This is a genomic window from Cohnella zeiphila (genome assembly GCF_014212055.1).
GTDB classification, from domain to species: domain Bacteria; phylum Bacillota; class Bacilli; order Paenibacillales; family Paenibacillaceae; genus Cohnella; species Cohnella zeiphila.
In genome coordinates, this window is the sequence record NZ_JACJVO010000009.1 from 38,149 (window position 1) to 58,444 (window position 20,296).

General features: G+C 59.6%; 20 protein-coding genes. 16 read left to right on the forward strand and 4 right to left on the reverse strand.

Annotation, left to right across the window (positions count from 1 at the left end):
* Positions 1-518: 518 nt before the first annotated feature.
* From H7C18_RS07445 to H7C18_RS07495, 11 genes are all read left to right on the forward strand, one after another.
* Positions 519-2,237 carry a peptide ABC transporter substrate-binding protein gene (locus H7C18_RS07445; protein WP_185128409.1) on the forward strand — a complete coding sequence of 573 codons (1,719 nt, stop codon included), beginning with the start codon at positions 519-521 and terminating at the stop codon, positions 2,235-2,237.
* Positions 2,238-2,310: 73 nt separating this feature from the next.
* The gene (locus H7C18_RS07450) at positions 2,311-3,246 is read left to right on the forward strand and encodes an ABC transporter permease (RefSeq protein WP_185128823.1); all 936 of its coding nucleotides are present in this window, start codon (positions 2,311-2,313) and stop codon (positions 3,244-3,246) included.
* Positions 3,247-3,249: 3 nt separating this feature from the next.
* Positions 3,250-4,194 (forward strand): ABC transporter permease, encoded by a 945-nt coding sequence (locus H7C18_RS07455; RefSeq protein WP_185128410.1) that lies wholly within the window; start codon positions 3,250-3,252, stop codon positions 4,192-4,194.
* 31 nt (positions 4,195-4,225) lie between these two features.
* Complete coding sequence (locus H7C18_RS07460; RefSeq protein ID WP_185128411.1) at positions 4,226-5,239, forward strand: ABC transporter ATP-binding protein; 1,014 nt, start codon at positions 4,226-4,228, stop codon at positions 5,237-5,239.
* Positions 5,236-6,192: an ABC transporter ATP-binding protein gene (locus tag H7C18_RS07465; protein WP_185128412.1), complete on the forward strand. Its 957-nt coding sequence runs from the start codon at positions 5,236-5,238 to the stop codon at positions 6,190-6,192. The genes H7C18_RS07460 and H7C18_RS07465 overlap by 4 nt, the downstream gene beginning before the upstream one ends.
* Before the next feature lie 137 nt (positions 6,193-6,329).
* Positions 6,330-7,073 (forward strand): Cof-type HAD-IIB family hydrolase, encoded by a 744-nt coding sequence (locus H7C18_RS07470; RefSeq protein WP_185128413.1) that lies wholly within the window; start codon positions 6,330-6,332, stop codon positions 7,071-7,073.
* Between the two features lie 4 nt (positions 7,074-7,077).
* A complete protein-coding gene (locus tag H7C18_RS07475) occupies positions 7,078-7,557 on the forward strand; it encodes a DUF456 domain-containing protein (RefSeq protein ID WP_185128414.1) in 480 nt (159 codons plus the stop codon).
* Positions 7,558-7,579: 22 nt separating this feature from the next.
* Positions 7,580-9,256, forward strand: a complete 1,677-nt coding sequence (locus tag H7C18_RS07480; RefSeq protein WP_185128415.1) for a putative polysaccharide biosynthesis protein — start codon at positions 7,580-7,582, stop codon at positions 9,254-9,256.
* Positions 9,257-9,371: 115 nt separating this feature from the next.
* Complete coding sequence (locus H7C18_RS07485; protein WP_185128416.1) at positions 9,372-9,722, forward strand: thioredoxin family protein; 351 nt, start codon at positions 9,372-9,374, stop codon at positions 9,720-9,722.
* Positions 9,723-9,918: 196 nt separating this feature from the next.
* Positions 9,919-10,854: a COX15/CtaA family protein gene (locus H7C18_RS07490; RefSeq protein ID WP_185128417.1), complete on the forward strand. Its 936-nt coding sequence runs from the start codon at positions 9,919-9,921 to the stop codon at positions 10,852-10,854.
* A 49-nt stretch (positions 10,855-10,903) separates the two neighbouring features.
* Positions 10,904-12,673: a UbiD family decarboxylase gene (locus H7C18_RS07495; RefSeq protein WP_185128418.1), complete on the forward strand. Its 1,770-nt coding sequence runs from the start codon at positions 10,904-10,906 to the stop codon at positions 12,671-12,673.
* Positions 12,674-12,739: 66 nt separating this feature from the next.
* On the opposite strand, the gene H7C18_RS07500 is transcribed toward H7C18_RS07495, so the two are convergent.
* The gene (locus H7C18_RS07500; RefSeq protein WP_185128419.1) at positions 12,740-13,996 is read right to left on the reverse strand and encodes a hypothetical protein; all 1,257 of its coding nucleotides are present in this window, start codon (positions 13,994-13,996) and stop codon (positions 12,740-12,742) included.
* A gap of 165 nt (positions 13,997-14,161) precedes the next feature.
* On the opposite strand from H7C18_RS07500, the gene H7C18_RS07505 reads away from it, so the two are divergent.
* Both H7C18_RS07505 and H7C18_RS07510 read left to right on the forward strand, forming a co-directional pair.
* A complete protein-coding gene (locus H7C18_RS07505; protein ID WP_185128420.1) occupies positions 14,162-14,881 on the forward strand; it encodes a Cthe_2314 family HEPN domain-containing protein in 720 nt (239 codons plus the stop codon).
* A 27-nt stretch (positions 14,882-14,908) separates the two neighbouring features.
* Complete coding sequence (locus tag H7C18_RS07510) at positions 14,909-15,682, forward strand: SDR family oxidoreductase (RefSeq protein ID WP_185128824.1); 774 nt, start codon at positions 14,909-14,911, stop codon at positions 15,680-15,682.
* A 155-nt stretch (positions 15,683-15,837) separates the two neighbouring features.
* Here the strand turns inward: H7C18_RS07510 and H7C18_RS07515 are convergent, their stop codons facing one another.
* Positions 15,838-16,083, reverse strand: a complete 246-nt coding sequence (locus H7C18_RS07515) for a NifU family protein (RefSeq protein WP_185128421.1) — start codon at positions 16,081-16,083, stop codon at positions 15,838-15,840.
* An 87-nt stretch (positions 16,084-16,170) separates the two neighbouring features.
* Between H7C18_RS07515 and H7C18_RS07520 the strand changes: the two genes are divergently transcribed.
* Entirely contained in the window at positions 16,171-16,440 is a 270-nt protein-coding gene (locus tag H7C18_RS07520; RefSeq protein ID WP_185128422.1) for a YuzB family protein, read from the forward strand.
* A gap of 3 nt (positions 16,441-16,443) precedes the next feature.
* On the opposite strand, the gene H7C18_RS07525 is transcribed toward H7C18_RS07520, so the two are convergent.
* Positions 16,444-17,505, reverse strand: coding sequence for an FAD-dependent oxidoreductase (locus H7C18_RS07525; protein ID WP_185128423.1), 1,062 nt, complete (start codon positions 17,503-17,505; stop codon positions 16,444-16,446).
* A 203-nt stretch (positions 17,506-17,708) separates the two neighbouring features.
* Positions 17,709-18,812 (reverse strand): aminofutalosine synthase MqnE, encoded by a 1,104-nt coding sequence (mqnE, locus tag H7C18_RS07530; protein WP_185128424.1) that lies wholly within the window; start codon positions 18,810-18,812, stop codon positions 17,709-17,711.
* A gap of 277 nt (positions 18,813-19,089) precedes the next feature.
* On the opposite strand from mqnE, the gene H7C18_RS07535 reads away from it, so the two are divergent.
* Both H7C18_RS07535 and erpA read left to right on the forward strand, forming a co-directional pair.
* A complete protein-coding gene (locus H7C18_RS07535; RefSeq protein ID WP_185128425.1) occupies positions 19,090-19,548 on the forward strand; it encodes a hypothetical protein in 459 nt (152 codons plus the stop codon).
* Positions 19,549-19,722: 174 nt separating this feature from the next.
* Positions 19,723-20,082 (forward strand): iron-sulfur cluster insertion protein ErpA, encoded by a 360-nt coding sequence (erpA, locus tag H7C18_RS07540; protein WP_185128426.1) that lies wholly within the window; start codon positions 19,723-19,725, stop codon positions 20,080-20,082.
* The last annotated feature ends 214 nt before the right edge of the window (positions 20,083-20,296 follow it).

Below are 20,296 nucleotides of genomic sequence, written 5' to 3' on the forward strand. Positions count from 1 at the left end.
GAAGGGAAACATATTTTGCCAAAAGAAAAATAGTTTAACAGCTGAAACATGATGAAAACAATCTAAAAAAGACAAGCGAAACACCGTTGAAATATCCCGAATATCAATCCAGTTCATAGTTATTTTCATTCAATAGCGCATTGCCGCATTAATGATGTAATCCGAGCCTGCGGTGAAGCTGCAAGTTTGGAATGGGAGAAAAAAATCATAGATTTAGGCAATATAGTGAAGTATAATTTCACCAAATGAGGAACACATATGCAACGCTCTATACGTTCATCTGTGGGACTCATAAGTCTTTGGGCAAAGGAGGCGTAAAGACGAAATAAAGAACATTTATGGAATGAAATATGACTCGATAAAAGGTGGTGATTCGAAAAACAAATAATATGTTCTTAAACCTAACATAAACCTTTCGCCTGGAATGAGAGTAAGAGACGGAAGTGTCGGGCATGGAAGCGTGCTTGCGGCTTGCAGATCTCCAGCTTACAAACGGGACAAGGAAGGGGTTAGAAAGGATGAAACTGAGAAGAAACGTTTCTACGGTCATGGCGATCGCGCTGCTCGGACTTTCCCTCGCCGCCTGCAGCAGCGACAAAAACAATAACGGCGGTTCCGGTTCCCCCAGCGGCAGCTCGCCGAGCGCGAGCGCCAGTCCGAGCGCAAGCCCTGGCGGAAGTGCCGGCGCGAGCCCGACAAGCGCGGGAACGCCGAAGGAATTCCGCTTTACGCTGGTCGAACCGCCCAGCCTCGATCCTTCCCTCCTCAAGGACGCCCAGTCCGTCATCGTCGGCAAAGGCCTGTTCGAAGGCTTGACCAGACTCAACAACGCCGGCGAACCCGAGCCCGCCGTGGCCACGGACTGGGACGTCTCGGACGACGGCAAGACGTATACGTTCCATCTTCGCAACGATATGAAATGGAGCAACGGCGACCCGGTCACCGCGCACGATTTCGAATTCGCGTGGAAACGGACGCTCTCGCAGGAGACCGCCTCCCCCTACGCCTACTTCCTGTTCTATCTGGTGAACGGCGAGAAGTACAACGCCGGAGAAGCTTCCGCGGACGATGTCGGCGTCAAAGCGCTGGACGATTACACGCTGGAAGCCAAACTCAATAACGCGACTCCTTATTTTCTGAGCCTGGTCGCTCACAACTCCTATTGGCCCGAGGATCAGAAAGTCGTCGACGCGAAGCCGGATTGGGCGTCCGAAGCGTCCACGATCGTCACGAACGGACCGTTCCTCCTGAAGGATTGGGAGCACAACAGCCAGCTCGTCATGACGAAGAATCCGGATTATTTCGACAAGGACAACATCCACTTCGACCAAGTGACGATTACGATGGTCGAGGAAGCGTCCACCGTCTTCAACATGTTCCAGACGGATAAAATCGATTGGATCGGCGCGCAAGCGGGATCGGTGCCGACCGATCAGGTGCAGAAGGTGATCGCGGACGGCACCGCCAAAGTCCAGCCGGTCGCCGGTACTTATTATTACGAATTCAATACGACGAAGAAGCCGTTCGACAACGCCGACATCCGCAAAGCGTTCTCGATGGCGATCGATCGCCAGGCCGTTATCGACAACGTCACGAAAGCGAACCAGACGCCGGCATTCGGCCTCGTTCCGCCGAGCATCGCCGGCACGGGCGGCAAGAAGTTCCGCGAGCTTTACCCGGACGATTATTTTACCGAGAACGTAGACGAGGCGAAGAAGCTGCTGGCTCAAGGCCTGCAGGAAGAGAAGCTCTCCAAGCTGCCCGCCGTCACGCTTCTTTACAACACCGATCAGGGCCACAAGGCGATCGCGGAAGCGATTGCGGATATGTGGCGCAAAAATTTGGGCGTTGAGGTGAAGGTCACGAATCAGGAATGGGAGACGTTCCTCAACACGCGGACGGCGCAGCAATTCGACATTGCCCGTTCCGGCTGGGGAGCCGACTTCAACGATGCGATCAACTTTACTTACGACCTGATCCATTCCAAGTCCGGCAACAACGACGGGAAGTACAGCAATCCCGAGGTCGACAAGCTGCTGGACGATTCGCTGACGACGACGGACGACAAGGCGCGCCTGGACAAAATCGCGCAGGCGGAAAAGACGGCGATGGCGGACGATATGGCCGAATTGCCGATTTATTACTACACGACCGTCACGATGCTGAAGCCCGGCTTTACCGGCGTCAGCTCGGACTACCAAGGCAATATCGATTGGGTGTACGGCGACAAGCAATAGTCCGGGAAGGGTATATATAGCCTCCTATATATACCCTTTTCTTCTCGAAGAAGATGAAAGGACGGTGAGAACGATGATTCGCTATGTCCTGAACAAATTCATCTTTATGCTGATCTCGCTTTTTGCGCTCGTTACGGCCACCTTCGTGCTGATGAACGCGGTGCCGGGAAGCCCCTTGAGGGAAGAGAAGGCGACGACCGCGCAGATTCAGAAAAACATGGAAGCGTATTACGGTCTGGACAAACCGCTGGTTCAGCAGTACGGGGTTTACTTGGAGAAGCTCGCTCATTTCGACCTCGGCATCTCGATGAAGCAGCGGTTCCGGTCGGTCAATCAGACGATCGCCCAATCGTTCGGCTATTCGCTTCGCCTTGGCATCGTATCGATGATTACGTCCGTGCTGGCCGGGTGCGCGCTCGGCATTATCGCCGCGATGCGCCACCGCAAGCTGCTGGACAATCTCGCCATGATCCTCGCGGTCGCCGGCCTGGCCGTTCCCAGCATGGTCATGGCCCCTCTTCTGCAATATTTGTTCGCCGTCAAGATCAGGGCGTTTCCCGTTACGGGGCTTCATGGACCGCTCGATTACGTGCTTCCGGCAATAGCGCTGTCTTCGGTCTCGATCGCCTTCATCGCCAGATTGATCCGCTCGACCATGATCGAGGTGCTAAGCGCCGACTTTATCAAGACGGCCAAAGCCAAGGGGCTTCCCGGCCATCTGATCGTATGGCGGCACGCGCTCCGCAACTCGATGCTCCCCGTCGTGACGTACTTGGGCTATCTGACGGCCAACGTCATCACCGGCTCGGTCATTATCGAGCAGATTTTCGCCATTCCGGGCATGGGAAAGTTTTTCGTGCAATGCGTCATCGATCGGGATTATCCGCTTATTATGGGGACGACGATCTTTTATGCCATTCTGCTTCTCGCATCCAGATTCCTGGCCGATATCGCCTATTTGTTCGTAGATCCGCGCATTCGAATTTCCGCCGGAAGGATGGGGGGATGAGCCATGCCGTCCGAACTCAATCTGAATGCGGATTCCGATGCGTCGCCCGACCGATTCCGGAAGATCGGCCGGGATCCGAAGCGTGCCGAACGGATCGCGCGCAAGAGCCTGTCCGCCTGGCAGGACATTCGTTACCGTCTGTTCGCCAACAAGCTGGCCCTGTTCGGGATGTATCTGATGGTCGCCGTCGTGCTGTTTGCGATTTTCGCTCCGCTCTTCTCGCACTATAATTATTTCTCGAACGATCTGGACCGAACGAATCAGGCGCCGGGCTTTCGGCATTGGTTCGGAACCGACGATCTCGGACGCGATATGTATGTCCGAACGTGGAAAGGCGCTCAAATCTCGCTGTTCGTCGGCGTCGTGGCCGCCTTGATCGATCTGGCCATCGGCATCGTTTACGGGGGGATCATGGGGTATTTCGGAGGAAAAACGGACGAGATCATGAATCGGATCGCGGAAGTTCTCTATGCGATTCCTTATCTGCTCGTCGTGATCCTGCTCCTTGTCGTCATGCCGCCGAGTCTGACGACCATCATCGTGGCGATGTCGATTACCGGCTGGATCAACATGGCCTGGATCGTGCGAGGCCAAATCATGCAGCTCAAAAACGAGGAGTACGCGCTTGCCTCCAGAGCGCTCGGAGCCGGCCCGTTCCGGATTCTATTCCGCCATCTGATTCCGAACGCGATGGGGCCGATCCTGGTGACCCTTACGCTGACCGTGCCCGGCGCCATGTTTACCGAAGCGTTCCTCAGCTTTCTCGGGCTCGGCGTCCAGTCCCCTATCGCTTCCTGGGGAACGATGATCAACGACGGCGTGAAGGCGATGACAGTTTACCCTTGGCGGCTCCTGTTCCCCGCCCTGCTGCTCAGTTTGACGATGTTCGCCTTCAACGTGTTCGGCGACGGGCTCCGGGACGCGTTCGATCCGAAGCTCAAGAAATGACGGAATATTCGGAAAAGGAGGTCGTTCCGGCATGAAAACGTTATTGGACGTGAAGGACTTGAGCGTGTCTTTCGGTGTTTACGGCGGCGAGGTGCAGGCGGTGCGCGGCATCAGCTTCGCCGTGACGGAAGGGGAAGCCGTCGCGATCGTCGGCGAATCCGGCTCCGGCAAGAGCGTGACGGCACAGGCGATCATGCGCCTCCTCGCCGTGCCGCCGGGCAAGATTCGCGGCGGCTCGATCACGTTCGCCGGGCAAGATTTGCTCGCGCTGCCGGAGAAAGAAATGCAGAAGGTGCGCGGCCGGCAAATCGGCATGATTTTTCAAGATCCGATGACTTCTCTCAATCCGACCATGACGGTCGGGGCGCAAATCATGGAAGGGCTGGTGCGGCACCGGCGGATGAGCCGAGCTGCGGCCAAGAAGCGGGCGATCGAACTGCTCGCCACGGTCGGGATTCCCCATGCGGAGTCGCGAATCTCGCAGTATCCGCATCACTTCTCCGGCGGGATGCGCCAGCGCGCGATGATCGCCATCGCATTGGCGTGCAGCCCGGCCCTGCTTATTGCCGACGAACCGACGACCGCGCTCGACGTGACGATTCAAGCGCAAATTCTTCGTTTAATGAAGGAACTACAGCGGCAAACCCGCTCTTCGATCATTCTGATCACGCACGATCTCGGCATCGTCGCCGATCTGTGCGACCGCGTCATCGTGATGTACGCCGGGCAAATCGTGGAGACCGGAACGAAGCGGGAAATCTTCCGCAATCCGCAGCACCCTTATACGAAGGGGCTGCTCCGCTCGCTCCCCCGGTTGAACCAAGCGAAAGACGAACCGCTCGTTCCGATCTACGGAACGCCGCCCGATCTGATCATGCCGCCGCCAGGATGCCCTTTTTGCAGCCGATGCGAAGAGGCGATGCAAATCTGCGAGACCGACGTTCCGGCATTTACGCGTTTAAGCGAGACTCAATCGGTCCGCTGTTGGCTGCAGCATCCGCAAGCCAGGCCCGAAGAATGCGGCGGCAAGGGGGCGAGCGCATGAGCGAACCGCTCATCGAAGTCGGCGGGCTCCGCAAGTTTTTTCACGTTGGCCGCAACCGCGTGTTGAAGGCGGTTCAAGATATCAGCTTTACGATCGCCAAGGGAGAAACGCTAGGCTTGGTCGGCGAATCCGGCTGCGGCAAATCGACGGCCGGACGCACGATGATCCGGCTGTATGAGCCGACGGCGGGGAGCGTCGCGTTCGACGGAACGGACGTGACGAAGCTGCCGAAATCCAAGTTCAAGGCGTACCGGCGCAAAATGCAGATGATTTTCCAGGACCCGTACGCGTCGTTGAATCCGCGCCTGACCGTTCTGGACATCGTCGGAGAAGCGCTTGACATTCATGGGCTCGCGGGCAGTCGGGCGGAACGGAAACGGCGGGTGGAGCGGCTGCTGGAGGCGGTCGGTCTGAACGCCGAGCACGCTTCGCGGTATCCGCACGAATTCTCGGGCGGGCAGCGGCAGCGGATCGGCATTACGCGGGCCCTCGCCGTCGAGCCGGCGTTTGTCGTCTGCGACGAGCCGATCTCCGCGCTGGACGTGTCGATCCAGGCGCAAATCGTCAATTTGCTGATCGAGCTGCAGAAGAAGATGGGGCTTACGTATTTGTTCGTCGCCCACGATCTCTCGATGGTGAAATACATGAGCGACCGGGTTGCCGTCATGTACTTGGGCAAAATCGTCGAGCTGGCGCGCAGCGAGGATCTGTATGCCGATCCGCGGCATCCCTATACGCAGGCGCTGCTGTCGGCCATTCCCGTACCGGATCCCGACCTGGAAGCGCGGAAGGAACGGATGATTTTGAAAGGCGAGCTGCCCAGCCCGATCCATCCTCCCAGCGGCTGCCCTTTTCGGACCCGCTGCCCCGCCGCGACGGTTCGATGCTCGGAGGAAGAGCCCGTGCTTCGGGAAGTGCGCCCGGGCCATCGGGCCTCCTGCCATTACGCTTGAAGCCGGCGGCAAACAACCCGGAACGGATGGGCGTCCGGGTTGTTTGCCGTTCGCGCCGTCATCGTGTTCCCCACGCTTTTGTGTTAAAATGTTCGTTGTATTGTCAGCGGAATCTGAAAGAAGGAGTGGGCGGCGGATTGGGTACTTATCGTCTTCTGGCACTGGATTTGGACGGCACGCTGTTGAACGACCGAAGCGAGATCAGCGAGGGGAATCTGGAATGGATACATAAAGCGCAGGAAGCCGGAATTACCGTATGCGTGTCGACGGGACGCGGATTTCAAGGAGCGCTGCCGTTCGCGGAGCAGATCAGCCCGGACGCGCCGATGATCACGGCCAACGGCGGGGAGATCTGGCGCAAGCCGCACGAGCTGCATCGGCGGACGACGCTGGACGGCGGGATGGTCATGAAGCTGCACCGGGTAGCCGAGGCGCATCCCGACGCCTGGTTCTGGGCGTACTCCACGGAAGGCATCTATAACAAAGAGCGATGGACCGACGACACCTATGCGCACGAGTGGCTCAAATTCGGGTACTACACGGAAGATTTGAAGGATCTGCAAGCGATTCTGGACGAGATCTCCGGATGGGAAGGGCTGGAGCTGAGCAATTCTTCGCCGAACAATATCGAGATCAACTCGGTCGGCGTATCGAAGGCGGAAGCGATCGCCGAAGTGTGCCGCATGATCGGCTGCGACCTTACGGAGGCGGTCGCGGTGGGCGACAGCCTGAACGACTTGGCCGCGATTCGGTCGGCCGGGCTCGGCGTGGCGATGGGCAACGCCCAGGATGCGGTCAAGGAAGCGGCCGACGTCGTAACCGCGAGCAACCTGGAGGACGGGGTCGCCCAAGTCATTCGACATTACTTGTTAAAGGCGTGATGGAATGGATATTATCGGCTGGATAGTCGTCATCGGACTGATCGGTCTGGGCCTCGCGGGAGCGATCTTCCCGATTCTGCCCGGCGCGCTGGCGATCTACGCAGCTTTCTTCGCGTACGGGCTGTTCTTCACGTTCAGCAAGTTCGGCTTCTGGTTCTGGACGATTCAGACGCTGATCGTGATCGTGCTGTTCGTGGCGGATTACGCGGTGAGCGCCTGGGGCGTCAAAAAATACGGAGGGTCCAAAGCGTCCGTCGTCGGAAGCACGATCGGCATCATGATCGGCCCGTTCGTCATACCGGCGTTCGGCCTGATCATCGGCCCGCTCGCGGGCGCGGTGCTGGGCGAACTGGTGCACGGCTCGTCGATGGCGCAGGCGTGGAAGGTCGGCTGGGGCTCGATGCTCGGCCTGTTCGCCAGCACGGTCGTCAAGGTGCTGCTGCAAGTGGCGATGGTCGTGTTGTTTTTCATTTGGATTCTTTGAACCGTTGGGATGAGGAAAAGATATGGTTAAGAAAGACTCTTTGATCAAAGGCACGATCATCTTGGCAGCCGCGGCGCTGGTCGCCCGGGTGCTCGGCATTTTCCAGCGGGTTCCGCTTCAGCATGCGATGGGATTGGAAGGCAATAGCGACTTCGGTCAGGCCAACAACGTTTACTTGCTGCTGCTCGTCTTCGCGACGGCCGGCATTCCGAGCGCCGTCTCCAAGATGGTGTCGGAACGGCTGGAGCTTGGGCGCCACGAAGAAGTAAACCGGATCTATCGGGCGGCGATCCGGTTCGGCGTCGTCGCGGGCATCGTCATGACCGTTCTGCTGCTGTTGTTCGCGCCGCTATACGCTCGCCTGAGCGGTGTTCCGACGTCTACGCTGGCGATTCGCGCCATTGCGCCGTCGCTGCTTCTGTTCCCGGTCATCGCGATGATGCGCGGGTATTTCCAGGGACGGCAGTTCATGATTGCCGGCGGCGTCTCGCAAATCGTGGAGCAGATCGCGCGCGTCGTGACCGCAGTCGGCCTCGCCTACTTGCTGCTCGGCTGGGGGTATAGCGATACGAAGGTAGCGGCGGGCGGCGCCTTCGGCAGCGTGCTCGGCAGCGTCGCCGCCTTCGCGATCATGCTCTGGTACGCGTTCAAGCTGCGCAAGGCCGACCGGCTCGTTCCGGCCATGACGGCAGCGACCGCGGAGGCGGTCGCGACGGAAGGCTTTTCCGGACCGCCGGTGCTCAAGCGGACCCGCGAGATCTACGCGGCCATCTTCCGCATCTCGATCCCGATCCTGCTGACGGCGATGACCGTTCAGCTCATTTACACGATCGATTCTTCTCTGCTGGTGCCGCTGTCCGAGTGGAAATTTTCCGCTGAAGAAGTCGATATCTGGCATGCCGTTATGACGAACAACGCCCAGTCCGTCGCCGGGATCCCGCCGGTGCTGGCGATCGCGCTCAGCACGTCCATTCTGCCCGTCGTATCGGCGGCTTTCGCCGCCGGGGACAAGGAGCGCGTCCGGCGTCAGGGGATGCTCGCGATGCGCATCGCCGTATTTACGGGCATGCCCGTCGTGCTTGTGCTGGCCGTCGGCGCGAATCCGGTGAACGGGCTGCTGTTCAATCCTCCGGAAGGATATTCGCTGCCGGTCGGAAGCGCCATCGTCGGCATGCTGACCGCGGGAACGATTTTCCAGATTACGATGATGACGTCGAACTCGATTCTGAACGGGTTGAACCGCCAGCGCGTTGCGATGGTACACACACTGACGGGCATCGGGATCAAGCTTGTTCTCAGCTTCGCGTTGACGCCGTTCTTCGGCGTATACGGCTTGATCGCGGCGACGAGCGTCTGCTTCATCTTCGTCACCGCCTGGAATATGGCGACGATCCGCGGACTGACCGGCATTCGCGTGCTCGGAAACCGCTGGGCCGGCTTTATCGCCGCGGTGCTGATCGTCGTCGCGATTGGCGGAGCCCTTGCCTACTACGGACCGGACTGGTTCGACGCGCTCGGCCTGAGATGGCGTTACTTGGCTACGACTATCCTGCTTGGCTTGTTCGTGTGCATCGCTTACCCGGTGCTGCTGTTCCTCCTTCGGGTCATTCGAAGCGAAGACATCGAGAGCTATCCGGCCCGTCTTCGCAAGCTGCTTCGCCCGTTCGCTCGGCTTCAGCGCGGCAGGCAGCGGGCCTAGCAAACGGAATCTGCTTCGGGGGAACGTCTCTTGTGCGGCGGACGGGGAAGGCGTATAATGAGCGCAAAATAAGGCGGGGCCGCGAGACCGGACCGGCCCAAGGAGGATGGTTCGAATGGAGAAAATTCGGGACGAAGCCGCATTCCGCGCCAAGGTCGGAGACAGCGGCTTGACGGTGGCGGTGTTCAAGGCGGAATGGTGCGGAGATTGCCGCTTCATCGACCCGTTCATGCCGGAAGTGGAAGCCGCCTACGCGGACCGGCTGACGCTGATCGAGATCGACCGCGACGAGCTGCCCGATCTGTGCTCGGAGCTGAACATCCTGGGCATTCCGAGCTTTATCGCGTTCCGCGAAGGCAAGGAGCTCGTCCGCTTCGTCAGCAAGCTGCGCAAGACGCGCGACGAGATCGAGCAGTTCCTGGACCGCGCGGTCGCCGTCTCGCAAGCCGTCGCTCCGCAAGCGTGAGCGAGGATTGAAGTTATCGCAACGGAAGCTGACCGCACCTGAGATCGGGAGCGGTCTGTTTCTTTTTGCAGCAGGAACGGATCGTCACAAACAAGGGCAAACCGTCACAGTTTGAACATGGTTTTGTGTTTCCCGGTTCGGTATAATGAGGGTGGCCATTTTGAGCCTAATTTCACAATAGAAACCGGGGATAAGCATGACCGCGAAGAGATATCGCCTGCTCAACTTCTGGACCTGCCTCGGCATGTTCATCGTGCTGATCGCCGGCGTCGTCGTCACGAATACGGATTCCGGCCGCGGGTGCGGGACGGATTGGCCGCTGTGCAACGGCAAGTTCGTGCCGGCTTATACGCTGGAATCGTTGATCGAATATTCTCACCGCGCGGTAAGCGGGCTGGAAGGGCTGCTGGTAGCGGCGGTGTTCGTCGTGACGCTGCTGCGGAAGCCGCGAAGCGGCGAAGCGATTTTCTACGCCAGCGGCTCCTTGGCGTTTACCGCGGCGCAAGCCATTCTGGGGATGATGGCGGTGATCTGGCCGACGTCGGACGCGGTGCTGGCAATCCATTTCGGCATCTCGATGATCGCTTTTACGTTTACTTGGCTGCTGTACTCTTGGTCGCGAAGAATGGCGGCGGCAGGGGAAATGCCGGGCAAGGCAGCCGCGGCATCGGCCGCCGGTTCCGTGCCCGCCGGCATCTTCCGGGCGGTCGTTGCCGTGCTCGTCTACTGCTATGGCGTCGTTTACCTGGGCGCTTACGTCCGTCACACCGATTCCTCGGGCGGCTGCATCGGCTGGCCGCTGTGCAACGGCGAGGTCGTGCCCGACCTGAGCGGAGCGACGGGCATCGTATTCGCGCACCGGGTCGCGGCGGCGCTGCTGTTCGTCTTCATGCTCGTGCTGGCGCTGTACGTGAATCGCCGCGCATCCGGTCGGAGAGAGCTTAGCAAGATGGCGTTCTCCTCGTTCGTTCTCGTCGCGGCCCAGGTATTGAGCGGCTGGCTGGTGACGGAGACGCTGGACAACGAAGACGCCTACGTATTTACGAGCCTGCTTCATACGTTGATTCTTACCGCGATGTTCAGCGTCCTGTGCCTGCTTGCCATAAGGTCCTGGCAATTGTCCAGACGCTGAGCCCGCTTCAATCTTTGGCTTGCCGCATCGTCACTCGGGAGGTTGGAACATGAGCTTCGCATCGCTGCGTCCGTTTCTGGACACGCTGCGCAAGGAGAACGACCTGGCCGTCATCGACGCGCCGGTCGATCCGAATTTGGAGATCACCGAAATTCACCGCCGGGTCATCGACGAAGAGGGCCCGGCTTTGCTGTTTACGAACGTCAAAGGGGGCTCGTTCCCCGTCGTCACGAATCTGTTCGGCACGAGCCGCCGGGTCGATCTGGCGTTCGGCCCGCGTCCGGAACAGCTCGTGAACCGGCTGATCGGCGCCATGGATACGCTGCTGCCGCCGACGCCGGCCGCTCTGTGGCGGGAGAAAGACATGCTGTTCGACTTGCTGAAGGTCGGCCTCAAAAAGGCGTCCGCCGAATCGGCCCCCGTGCTCGGCGTCTCGCGGCGCGAGCGGCCGCTTGCCGGCATTCCGGCGCTGACGAGCTGGCAGGAAGACGGAGGCCCGTTCGTGACGCTGCCGCTCGTCTATACGGAGCAGCCCGGGCACGGAAAGCGCCATAACCTCGGCATGTACCGGATGCAGATCTTCGATGACAGCACGACCGGCATGCACTGGCAGATCCACAAGGGCGGCGGCTTCCACTATCATGAGGCGGAGAAACGGAACGAGGCGCTTCCGGTCACCGTTTTCCTGGGCGGCCCGCCGGCCTTGATCGCCTCCGCGATCGCGCCGGTTCCGGAGAACATCCCGGAGCTGCTGCTCGCTTCGCTCATCCTGGGCGGCAAGCTGCCGATGGCGGAAGACCCGCTCGGCGGCCACCGCATTCCGGCCGAGGCGGAATTCGCCATCGCCGGCCGGGTGCCGCCGCACCTTCGCCGGCCGGAAGGCCCGTTCGGCGATCATTACGGATATTACTCGCTGCAGCATGATTTTCCGGTGTTCAACGTGGACCACGTCTGGCACCGCAAGGACGCCATCTACCCGGCGACGATCGTCGGCAAGCCCCGGCAGGAAGATTACTACCTGGGCGAGTTCCTGCAGCGGCTGCTGTCGCCGGCGTTCCCGATGGCGCTGCCCGGCGTCCGCAGCCTGTGGACGTATGCCGAGACGGGCTTTCACGCGCTGTCCGCGGCGGTCGTGCGCGAGAGCTACTCCCGGGAAGCGCTCGGCACCGCGTTCAGCATTCTCGGCCAAGGCCAGCTCAGCCTGACGAAGTTCCTCATGCTGACCGACCGCTACGTGGAATTGGAGCATTTCCCTTCGCTGATGGAGACGGTGCTGGAGCGCTTCGACCCTCAGCGCGACTTGTTCATTTTCGACCATACGTCTCACGATACGCTCGATTATACCGGCAAGCGGTTGAACCACGGGAGCAAGGCGGTTCTGCTCGGCGTCGGCGAACCGGTTCGTTCGCTTCCTTCCGAATACAAGGAAGGCGACATCGCCGGCGTGGACAAGATCCGGCCGTACTGCCGCGGCTGCCTCGTCGTCCAGGGCGCGCCTTACGAGCGGGACCCCGAGCTGGCGGAGCGGCTGTCGGCGGCGCTGACGGAGCGCGGAACGGAATGGCCGCTCGTCGTGCTGGCCGACGACGCCGACATCGCCGCCGGCCAGACGGCGTTCCTCTGGACGACGTTCACCCGGTTCAATCCGGCTCACGACATTTATGCGGCCAGCCGGACGACCCGCCATCATATCGGATACGGATTGCCGATCGTCATCGACGCGAGAATGAAGCCGGGCTACCCGGACGAACTGTTCCCGCGGGAGGACATCGTGGAGCTGGTTGACCGCCGGTGGAAGGAATATTTTCCGAACAAATGAAAAAGCGCCGCGCATCGATCCCCTTGAAGAAGAGGAACGATGCGCGGCGCCAAGTAAATTGTAACCCTAATGCGAAGCCGCGGGCGGCGTCCATTCGATGCCGAAATTCGCGTAGCCGGCCGCTTGAATATCCTTCAGTCTCACGAACAGCCGTCCGTCCAGGACCTGGCTGTTTTCTTTGTTTGCGATTATGTCATGCCGGGCGGTTTTGATCGTAAAGCTGTAGCCCTCTCCGGAATTGGAATCGGAGGTCTTCTCCGTTTGCCAGCCAAGGGAGTCGACCAGAGGAAGAACGGGCACGTACAGCTCGCGATCGAGACCGAAAAACAGATACGGAACCTGAATTCGTTGCCCGTCCGCGATCACCGTGCCTTCCGTCTGCTGACGCTGAGTCATTGGGGCGACCGGCAGCGAATCCAGATCGAGATCGGCCGGGACCTTCGGCGGCTCGGCTTGATTCGGGTTGCTGGCGCCGCTTCCCCGGTGCCTGAATTTCTCGATTCTCGCTGCCGCTTCCTTCTTGTCCGCGGCCTGAATCCGGCCGGTTCCGACATCGTAAAGAAACGGAGTGCGCGTCGGCTCGTTGCGCGCGAATACGAACGTATTCTGGCCGTTCTCGTACGCCCTTAACGAGCCGAGAACGAGCCGCTTCGCCTGCCCGCTCGCCGGGTCGATGCGGACGACCTCGTTCTGGCTGTCCTGTTCGCTGTAACGCTGCTCCAGGATCGTGCCGTCCGGCAGCCAGAAGTATTCGGGCTGGGAGGGGTAATCGCCGATTTGGCGGACGACGCCGTTCAGGTTGCTTTTGAGCAGGACGGCGATCCGCTTGGAGTAATACCAGCCGTGTATCTGAGGGTTCGCAAACATCCCGTAATGAATAATGTACTTGAATCCCCATTTCCCGTTCGGGGAATTTTCGTACAGATTGCCGTCCACGAGTTCGTCGGAAGCCGTGTCGTAGTAGGCGCCGTCGAACGTTTTCAGCGCGCCGGGCTTCAGGTATACGGACGCATAGTCGAAGCGATTCGCCTGCCAGACGGCTTGGATGGATTCGGGCAGCAGCTCCCAGGCTCCGTCGGCGCCGAGCATGAGTACGCGATCGTCCCGCGCATTGTCGCTCAAGGGTCTGGAGATGTTGTAAAACGATTCCCCGGTTCGCGCATCCGTAAACGAGTAATAAACGTCGTCCGCCGATAGCCCCGCTGCCGCGGCTTGCGGACCCGCGATTGCCGCTTGTCCGACTCCGGCCGCCAGCGCGGCTGCGGCCAGCGAGACGCGAATGGCCGGACCGATGGGCCGTTTGCTTTTTTTATGTAACGCCATCATCGTGAACCTCCTCTTCCGTTTGCAATTTAGACGCCTTGGAAAAGGTAAAGTTGCAAAATCAGGGAAACGAAGTTCGGCTTCCCGTCGATTCGCTCCGGTTGAGGGGGCCGGCCGATATGCGTTACAATGGAGAGAAAGGCCATTCTTCCGGGGGGAACGAGTATGTTGCGAGCGATGTTCGGCGAGCCGCCCAGGGAATGGAACGAGGCGGAGCAAGAAACGGTCGGGAAGATCGAACGCTTCGTCCGTCTCATGGAGGACCAGGGAAGCGGGGACCGGCCGGGTGCGGTCAGATGCCGCAAATACGCCATTTGGTCCGAAGGGCTGCTGCGTTCGATGGACGAGTTGGAGCAGAGCTGCTACGCCGCCAAGAAATATGCAGGGCGGATCAAAGCGCCGTCCGTCGACGAGATGTCCGCCGAGCAGCGGCGCGACTACGATCGGCACGTGTACTTCGACAAGAACGCGTACATCCGGATCTTCTCGATCCTGGACAAGCTCGGCATGCTGCTCAACGAGATGCTGGATTTGCAGACAGAGAAAATCAAAGCGCGGTTTTCGTTTTTTACCATGCTGCGCCGAATGCGTTCCCGAACCGATTGCGCCGAGCTGTCGGAGCGGATGAACGCACTGAAGGAGAAGCACCAAGGGGCGTTGAACCGGCTAAGACGACGACGCAATATGGAGATTCATCATATGAACGCGGAGCTTCAGGACGACCTGCTGCACGTCTTGCAGCCGGGCGCCGGAGCGGCGCATCTGGAGAATATCGGGGCGAACATGGGCGATCTGGACGAAGGCTGGGAAATGGTATGCCGGACGTTGGACCTGTCGTTCCGCGAACTGTTGAAGCGGGGCCGCATAAGCGGCGGCCGCGGCTAACGGAAGGAGAGGGAAACGGATTTGAGGCTGGCGGGGAGAACGGCGCTCATCACCGGAAGCGCGAAAGGACTGGGAAGAAGGGCGGCACTGGAGCTGGCCGCGCTCGGCTGCGACGTGGCGCTGAACTACGTCGCGAGCAAGGCGGAAGCGGAGGAAGCGGCGGCGCAGATCGAAGCGCTCGGACGCCGGGCGGTCGCCATCCAAGCGAATATCGCGATCGAGGAGGAGGCGCGCGGACTGGTGGACCAGACCGTGGAGAAGCTGGGCGGCGTCGATATTCTGGTAAACAGCGCCGGACCGTTTATTCGCGAACGGAAGCTGTTCGCGGATTACTCCGCGGCGGAGATTCACGAGATGATGAACGGCAACCTGGTCGGCACGATGCTGCTGGATCACCGCGTGCTGCCGGGAATGCGGGCGAGGCAGTGGGGGCGGATCATCCACTTCGGCTTCGGTCATGCGGCCGAAGCCCGCTCGTGGCCGCACCGGGCGGTTTACGCCGCGGCCAAGGTCGGCCTCGTCTCGTTCACCCGGACGCTGGCCGCCGAAGAGGCGCCGAACGGCATTACGGTGAACATGCTCTGCCCCGGCGACATTCGCGGGGAGTTCAAGGAGAAAGGGATCCGCGATGTGGAAGGCCTGGCCGACGAAGAGTCGCCGCGCGGCCGGCCCGGAACGGGCGAGGACGTCGCCCGCGTCATCGGGTTTCTGTGCCTGCCGGAATCCGACTTCGTCACCGGGAACGCCATCGAGGTATCGGGAGGGTTCGACCCGATCGTCAGCAATGTCAAACGTTCGTGACGCGCAGTGGACGATGACCCGGGCCTACGGGGCGGGGGTCAAGGTTATACCGCTCGCGCGGACACAAAAGGTCCCGCCCCCGGCAAACCGCGGGACGGGACCTTCCAGACCGGCCGCTTCGGCGGCCGGGACGAACGGATAACGGTCATTCGGGATTAGAATACTTGCACGACATCCTCGATTCCCTCGACTTCTTCCAGCAGCGCGCGTTCGATGCCGGCTTTAAGCGTGATCGTGGAACTCGGGCAACTGCCGCAGGCACCCATCAATCGAAGCTTAACGATGCCGTCTTCGACGTCAACCAGTTCGACGTCTCCGCCATCACGCTGCAGGAACGGACGAAGCTTGTCAAGCACCTCAAGCACTTCATCGTACATCGTGTCTTGTGCCGCTTCACTCATCGCCATCCCCTCCTTTCCTAACATTATTATAGTACAATTTCGGATGAATGAAAACGGACGTCCGGCAAAGAAAGGACGAATGCCATCATGCATGTCATCGAATATTGCGTCAGCAACCTGCACCACGGCACCGAAGCGGTTCTGCGCCGGCTTGAAGAGGAACTGCCGGACGTGGAGGTGGTCGAATACGGCTGTCTGGGCAACTGCGGCGAATGCTATCTGTCCCCGTACGTGCTCGTCAACGGAGAATCGATCGTCGCCGAGAACGCCGAAGCGCTGTACGACCTCGTCCTGGCATCGATCCGGGAGCAGGAGGCGGAGAAGTCCGCGCTCGACAAGCTGCTCGACGATCTTTAACGTTTAGCCGAAATGACGGCGGCTTTTCCAGAGCACGCCGCTCTTGAGCAGGCGCGGCACCCGTCCCATAATCGGCGTCGAGCCCATCAGGCCGAAGCCGGATTTGCGGCCGAGCGAGCCGAGCGTTCCTTTGAGCCGAATGCGGGACAGCCGAGGCTCCTTGCCCTGCCAGCGCGCCAGCAGAACCTGTGCGACCTGGCTTCCCTGGGCTTGGGCCAGCTGGCCGCTTGGGGAATAGGGCTGGCTGGAGCAGTCCCCGATCACGAAGACGCCCCGGGCATCCGGAAGCTCATGGAACTCGTTCACGATCAGCCGGCCTTGCTTGTCCTTCGCAAAGGTCATCCTCTGCACGAGTTCGACCGGCTGAATGCCGGCGGTCCACACGGTGGCGTCGGTCCGAATCTCTTCGCCTCCGTTGTAGATGACGCCGTCTTCCAGACGGGCGATCTGAATCTGCTTCCGCAGTTCCACATGATGCTCGTTGAACCAGGAAGAGACGAAGTGCTGCAGCCTGCCCGGGAATGCGGACAGCACGCTGCTGCGGTCCAGGATCCGGATGTTCAGGTCGGGGCGGCTCTCCCGCAGCTCGGAAGCGACTTCGACGCCGCTGAGCCCGCCGCCGACAATGGACACTTGGCCGTAAGGACGGATGTCATTCAACATTTGGTACGTTCTGCGCGTGGCCGACAACGACTGAACGCCGACCGAGAACTCGGCCGCTCCGGGGATCGAATGGTAATTGTCGGTGCAGCCGAGGGCGATGACGAGAGAGTCGAACGGAAGCGGATCCCGTTCCTCGCTGCCGAATACGACGAGTTTGCGCTCCAGATCGACATTCTCCACGTTGCCGTACACGATATCGAGCTGCGGATGGGACGGGAAGGCAACCCGGATTTCCAGCTCGGACGCGGTGCCCGCCGCCAGCGAGTAAAATTCGGTTTTCAGGCTCCCGAACGGCATTCGGTCGACAAGCGTCACGCGAACGTCGGACGGAATATCCTCAAGCAGTTCGTGCACGACGGTTAGTCCGCCGTACCCTCCGCCCAAAATCACAACATTGCTCACAGTACTCTTCTCCTTCGGTCTCAAGCTTCTGTCTTTAGTATGAACGTCTGGCAAAAACGCCACGCAGGGAACAAATCCCCCAACAGACGAATTCCGAATCCTTTTGGGGGAGCCCCCGGTAAGAACCCCCCCAAAAGTGAAGTCATGCTTGTAAAGGCAGGCAAAAAAGCGGCAAACGTTGCCGCTTCTTCGTCAAACGAATCTCATTCGTACACTTTGACTTCGTTGTACAGCGTATCGCGTTCGACCGGGATCCGCCCGGCGCCCTTGATCAGCCAGACCAGGTCTTCCCGGCTGATGCCGGCCGGCGTCAACGCGCCCGCCGCATGGCTGATGCGCTCCTGCACGATCGTTCCATGGGCGTCCGAAGCGCCCATCGTCAAAGCTACTTGAGTAAGCTGGGTTCCGATGTTGATGAAGTAAGCCTTCACGTGCTGGAAGTTGTCGAGCAGCAGGCGGCCGATCGAGATCGCCTTCAGATCGTCGAAGGCGGAGTTGCGCCGCCGGATGCCGGCTTTCGGGCTCGTCGGCTGCATCGACAGCGGAATGAACACCTGGAAGCCGCCCGTCTCGTCCTGCAGCTCGCGAAGCTGAAGGATGTGCTGGACGCGCTCCTCGATCGATTCGACCGGCCCGTACAGCATCGTCGTCGGCGTCTTCATGCCGAGGCGGTGGGCCGTCCGGTGCACCTCCAAATACTGCGCGATGCCCGCTTTCTCCACCCGCATTTTCTCCCGGTATTGATCCGACAAAATTTCCGCTCCGCCGCCTGTCAGCGACTCCAAGCCGACGGCCATGAGCCGTTCCAGCACTTCCTTGTAGCCGAGCCCGGAGATCCGGGAATAGAAATCGATCTCCGCCGCGGTGTAGGCTTTGATCGTCACCTGCGGATACCGTTCCTTCAGGGAGCGGATCGATTCGACGTAGTATTCGAACGGAACGTGGGGGTTATGGCCGCCGACGATGTGGAATTCGCGGGCCGTCGGCGTGATGTGCTGGTCGACGTAAGCGAACATTTGCTCCGGCGTCAGCGTATAAGCGCCCTCTTCCCCTTCGTCTTTGCGGAAGCTGCAGAACGCGCAGTGGGATTCGCAAACGTTGGTGAAGTAGAGACTCATCGTCTCGGTGAAATAAACTTTCTTGCCGTTCTTCCGAAGATTGACTTGATTGGCCAGCTGTCCGATCGTCATCAGATCGTCCGATCGATAGAGGTATACGCCGTCTTCGAACGTAAGCCGTTCGCCGCGCTCGACTTTGTCCGCGATCTCGGCCATTCTCCTGTCGGAGGTGGCGGTGATAAGCGTCATAGGGGATCGGCCTCCTTCTCCGTCAAATAAGATTGTGAAAAAAGTAACATAAGTGGCCTCAAAAGAAAACCTCGCACGTTCCGAGACCCCAACTGTACATATTATAAGCTTTCACCCGCTTTTCCGGCAACACCCAACTCGTTACACCTGCTCTATTGCGCTGTTTCGTTCCGAAATCTTCGCGCATAGCACGTATATTTTCGATAAAAAAAGGGAATCAACTTGGATATTAAGCCAAATCGAAATACCTTTAATTGGGAAAAGGATGGTGTTACCGTTGATCGAAGTGCTTCCGTTGTCCGAGCTGGAACGCATGGACAAAGCCGAGAAAGTCGCCACGCTGCAAAAATACCGCGCCGCCCATACCATCAAAGATTTAAGCCAAGCCTGGGGGCTGACGAATCCGATTCAATATTACATGTGGCTGAAGAAACAAAATATTTACGAGCAATTGGTTCGCCGCTCCGACAAGTTCGAGCCGTCCAAGGAGTGGAGACGGATGAGGGACACGGATAGCCGGGACGAAGAGAGAGCGCCGGTCCGGGGACTTCCCGCAGATCAGTTCCGCTACGGACTCGACACGGACTCGACGGGGCCCGAGCTCGCCCATGTGTTCCGGCGCCTGGCCGATTTCCTGATGAACGAGACAGGACACTTCCGCTGCCGGATCGAGCTGAAGGCGCTGCCGCAACAGGCGGCAAGCGAAGAATGGAAAGAAGAAGAGCCCGGCGCCTGACGGCCCGGGTTCTTTTTTATCGGGGTCCCCGCAAAGGACCTGAGTAAGCTTCAAAAATAAGCCCCGCCTTGTGGGGTTATCGTATGTGAACGGCTCTTGAGGCTTGGCGGTGCGAGGAGTATACTGAAGATAACGATGGCATGCCATCGGCAAGGCATGAAGGAGGGACCGGACATGATAGCGATCAGCGAAACGGCCGGCAGCAAGATCCAGGAGATGCTTGCCGCCGAGGAGACGCCGAATCTGTTTCTCCGAATCGGAGTGCAGGAAGGCGGCTGCAGCGGTTTTTCATACGGAATGGGATTTGACGACGAGCAGCACGAGGACGATCAGGTGCTGGACGTTCAAGGCTTGAAGGTTGTCGTCGATTCCGAGAGCGTGAAGTACCTGCGCGGCCTGGAGATCGACTTCAAGGAATCGGCCATGGGCGGCGGCTTCACCATTCATAACCCGAACGCCATCGCCACCTGCGGCTGCGGGTCGAGCTTCCGCACCGCGACCGACGCGGGCAAGCCGGCGCCGGAGCAGTGCTGAGTACGAAACGTCACGAGTCACGTTTGTCTGAGCCCTCATTCGAGGGCTTTTTTTGTTAAGAATCGGGAGAATTATCGTGACAACGCAAGCATCCCTGCCGAAACGCTTTTGAGGCGATTTCGGCAGGGTGTTTATTTTTTACAAAAGCGGCAGGCTGCGTTAACATCCGGTGTACATACAACCTTCAAGCTGATCTTGCACCCACTTCAGATCC

What these genes read in the sequence shown, in the direction of transcription:
- H7C18_RS07495 (WP_185128418.1), top strand. Translation starts at nt 10,904, where the DNA reads ATGAGCTTCGCATCGCTGCGTCCGTTTCTGGACACGCTGCGCAAGGAG.
- mqnE (WP_185128424.1), bottom strand. Translation starts at nt 18,812, where the DNA reads ATGACGCTTATCACCGCCACCTCCGACAGGAGAATGGCCGAGATCGCG.
- erpA (WP_185128426.1), top strand. Translation starts at nt 19,723, where the DNA reads ATGATAGCGATCAGCGAAACGGCCGGCAGCAAGATCCAGGAGATGCTT.
- H7C18_RS07455 (WP_185128410.1), top strand. Translation starts at nt 3,250, where the DNA reads ATGCCGTCCGAACTCAATCTGAATGCGGATTCCGATGCGTCGCCCGAC.
- H7C18_RS07505 (WP_185128420.1), top strand. Translation starts at nt 14,162, where the DNA reads ATGTTGCGAGCGATGTTCGGCGAGCCGCCCAGGGAATGGAACGAGGCG.
- H7C18_RS07515 (WP_185128421.1), bottom strand. Translation starts at nt 16,083, where the DNA reads ATGAGTGAAGCGGCACAAGACACGATGTACGATGAAGTGCTTGAGGTG.
- H7C18_RS07480 (WP_185128415.1), top strand. Translation starts at nt 7,580, where the DNA reads ATGGTTAAGAAAGACTCTTTGATCAAAGGCACGATCATCTTGGCAGCC.
- H7C18_RS07450 (WP_185128823.1), top strand. Translation starts at nt 2,311, where the DNA reads ATGATTCGCTATGTCCTGAACAAATTCATCTTTATGCTGATCTCGCTT.
- H7C18_RS07520 (WP_185128422.1), top strand. Translation starts at nt 16,171, where the DNA reads ATGCATGTCATCGAATATTGCGTCAGCAACCTGCACCACGGCACCGAA.
- H7C18_RS07485 (WP_185128416.1), top strand. Translation starts at nt 9,372, where the DNA reads ATGGAGAAAATTCGGGACGAAGCCGCATTCCGCGCCAAGGTCGGAGAC.
- H7C18_RS07465 (WP_185128412.1), top strand. Translation starts at nt 5,236, where the DNA reads ATGAGCGAACCGCTCATCGAAGTCGGCGGGCTCCGCAAGTTTTTTCAC.
- H7C18_RS07475 (WP_185128414.1), top strand. Translation starts at nt 7,078, where the DNA reads ATGGATATTATCGGCTGGATAGTCGTCATCGGACTGATCGGTCTGGGC.
- H7C18_RS07500 (WP_185128419.1), bottom strand. Translation starts at nt 13,996, where the DNA reads ATGGCGTTACATAAAAAAAGCAAACGGCCCATCGGTCCGGCCATTCGC.
- H7C18_RS07445 (WP_185128409.1), top strand. Translation starts at nt 519, where the DNA reads ATGAAACTGAGAAGAAACGTTTCTACGGTCATGGCGATCGCGCTGCTC.
- H7C18_RS07460 (WP_185128411.1), top strand. Translation starts at nt 4,226, where the DNA reads ATGAAAACGTTATTGGACGTGAAGGACTTGAGCGTGTCTTTCGGTGTT.
- H7C18_RS07490 (WP_185128417.1), top strand. Translation starts at nt 9,919, where the DNA reads ATGACCGCGAAGAGATATCGCCTGCTCAACTTCTGGACCTGCCTCGGC.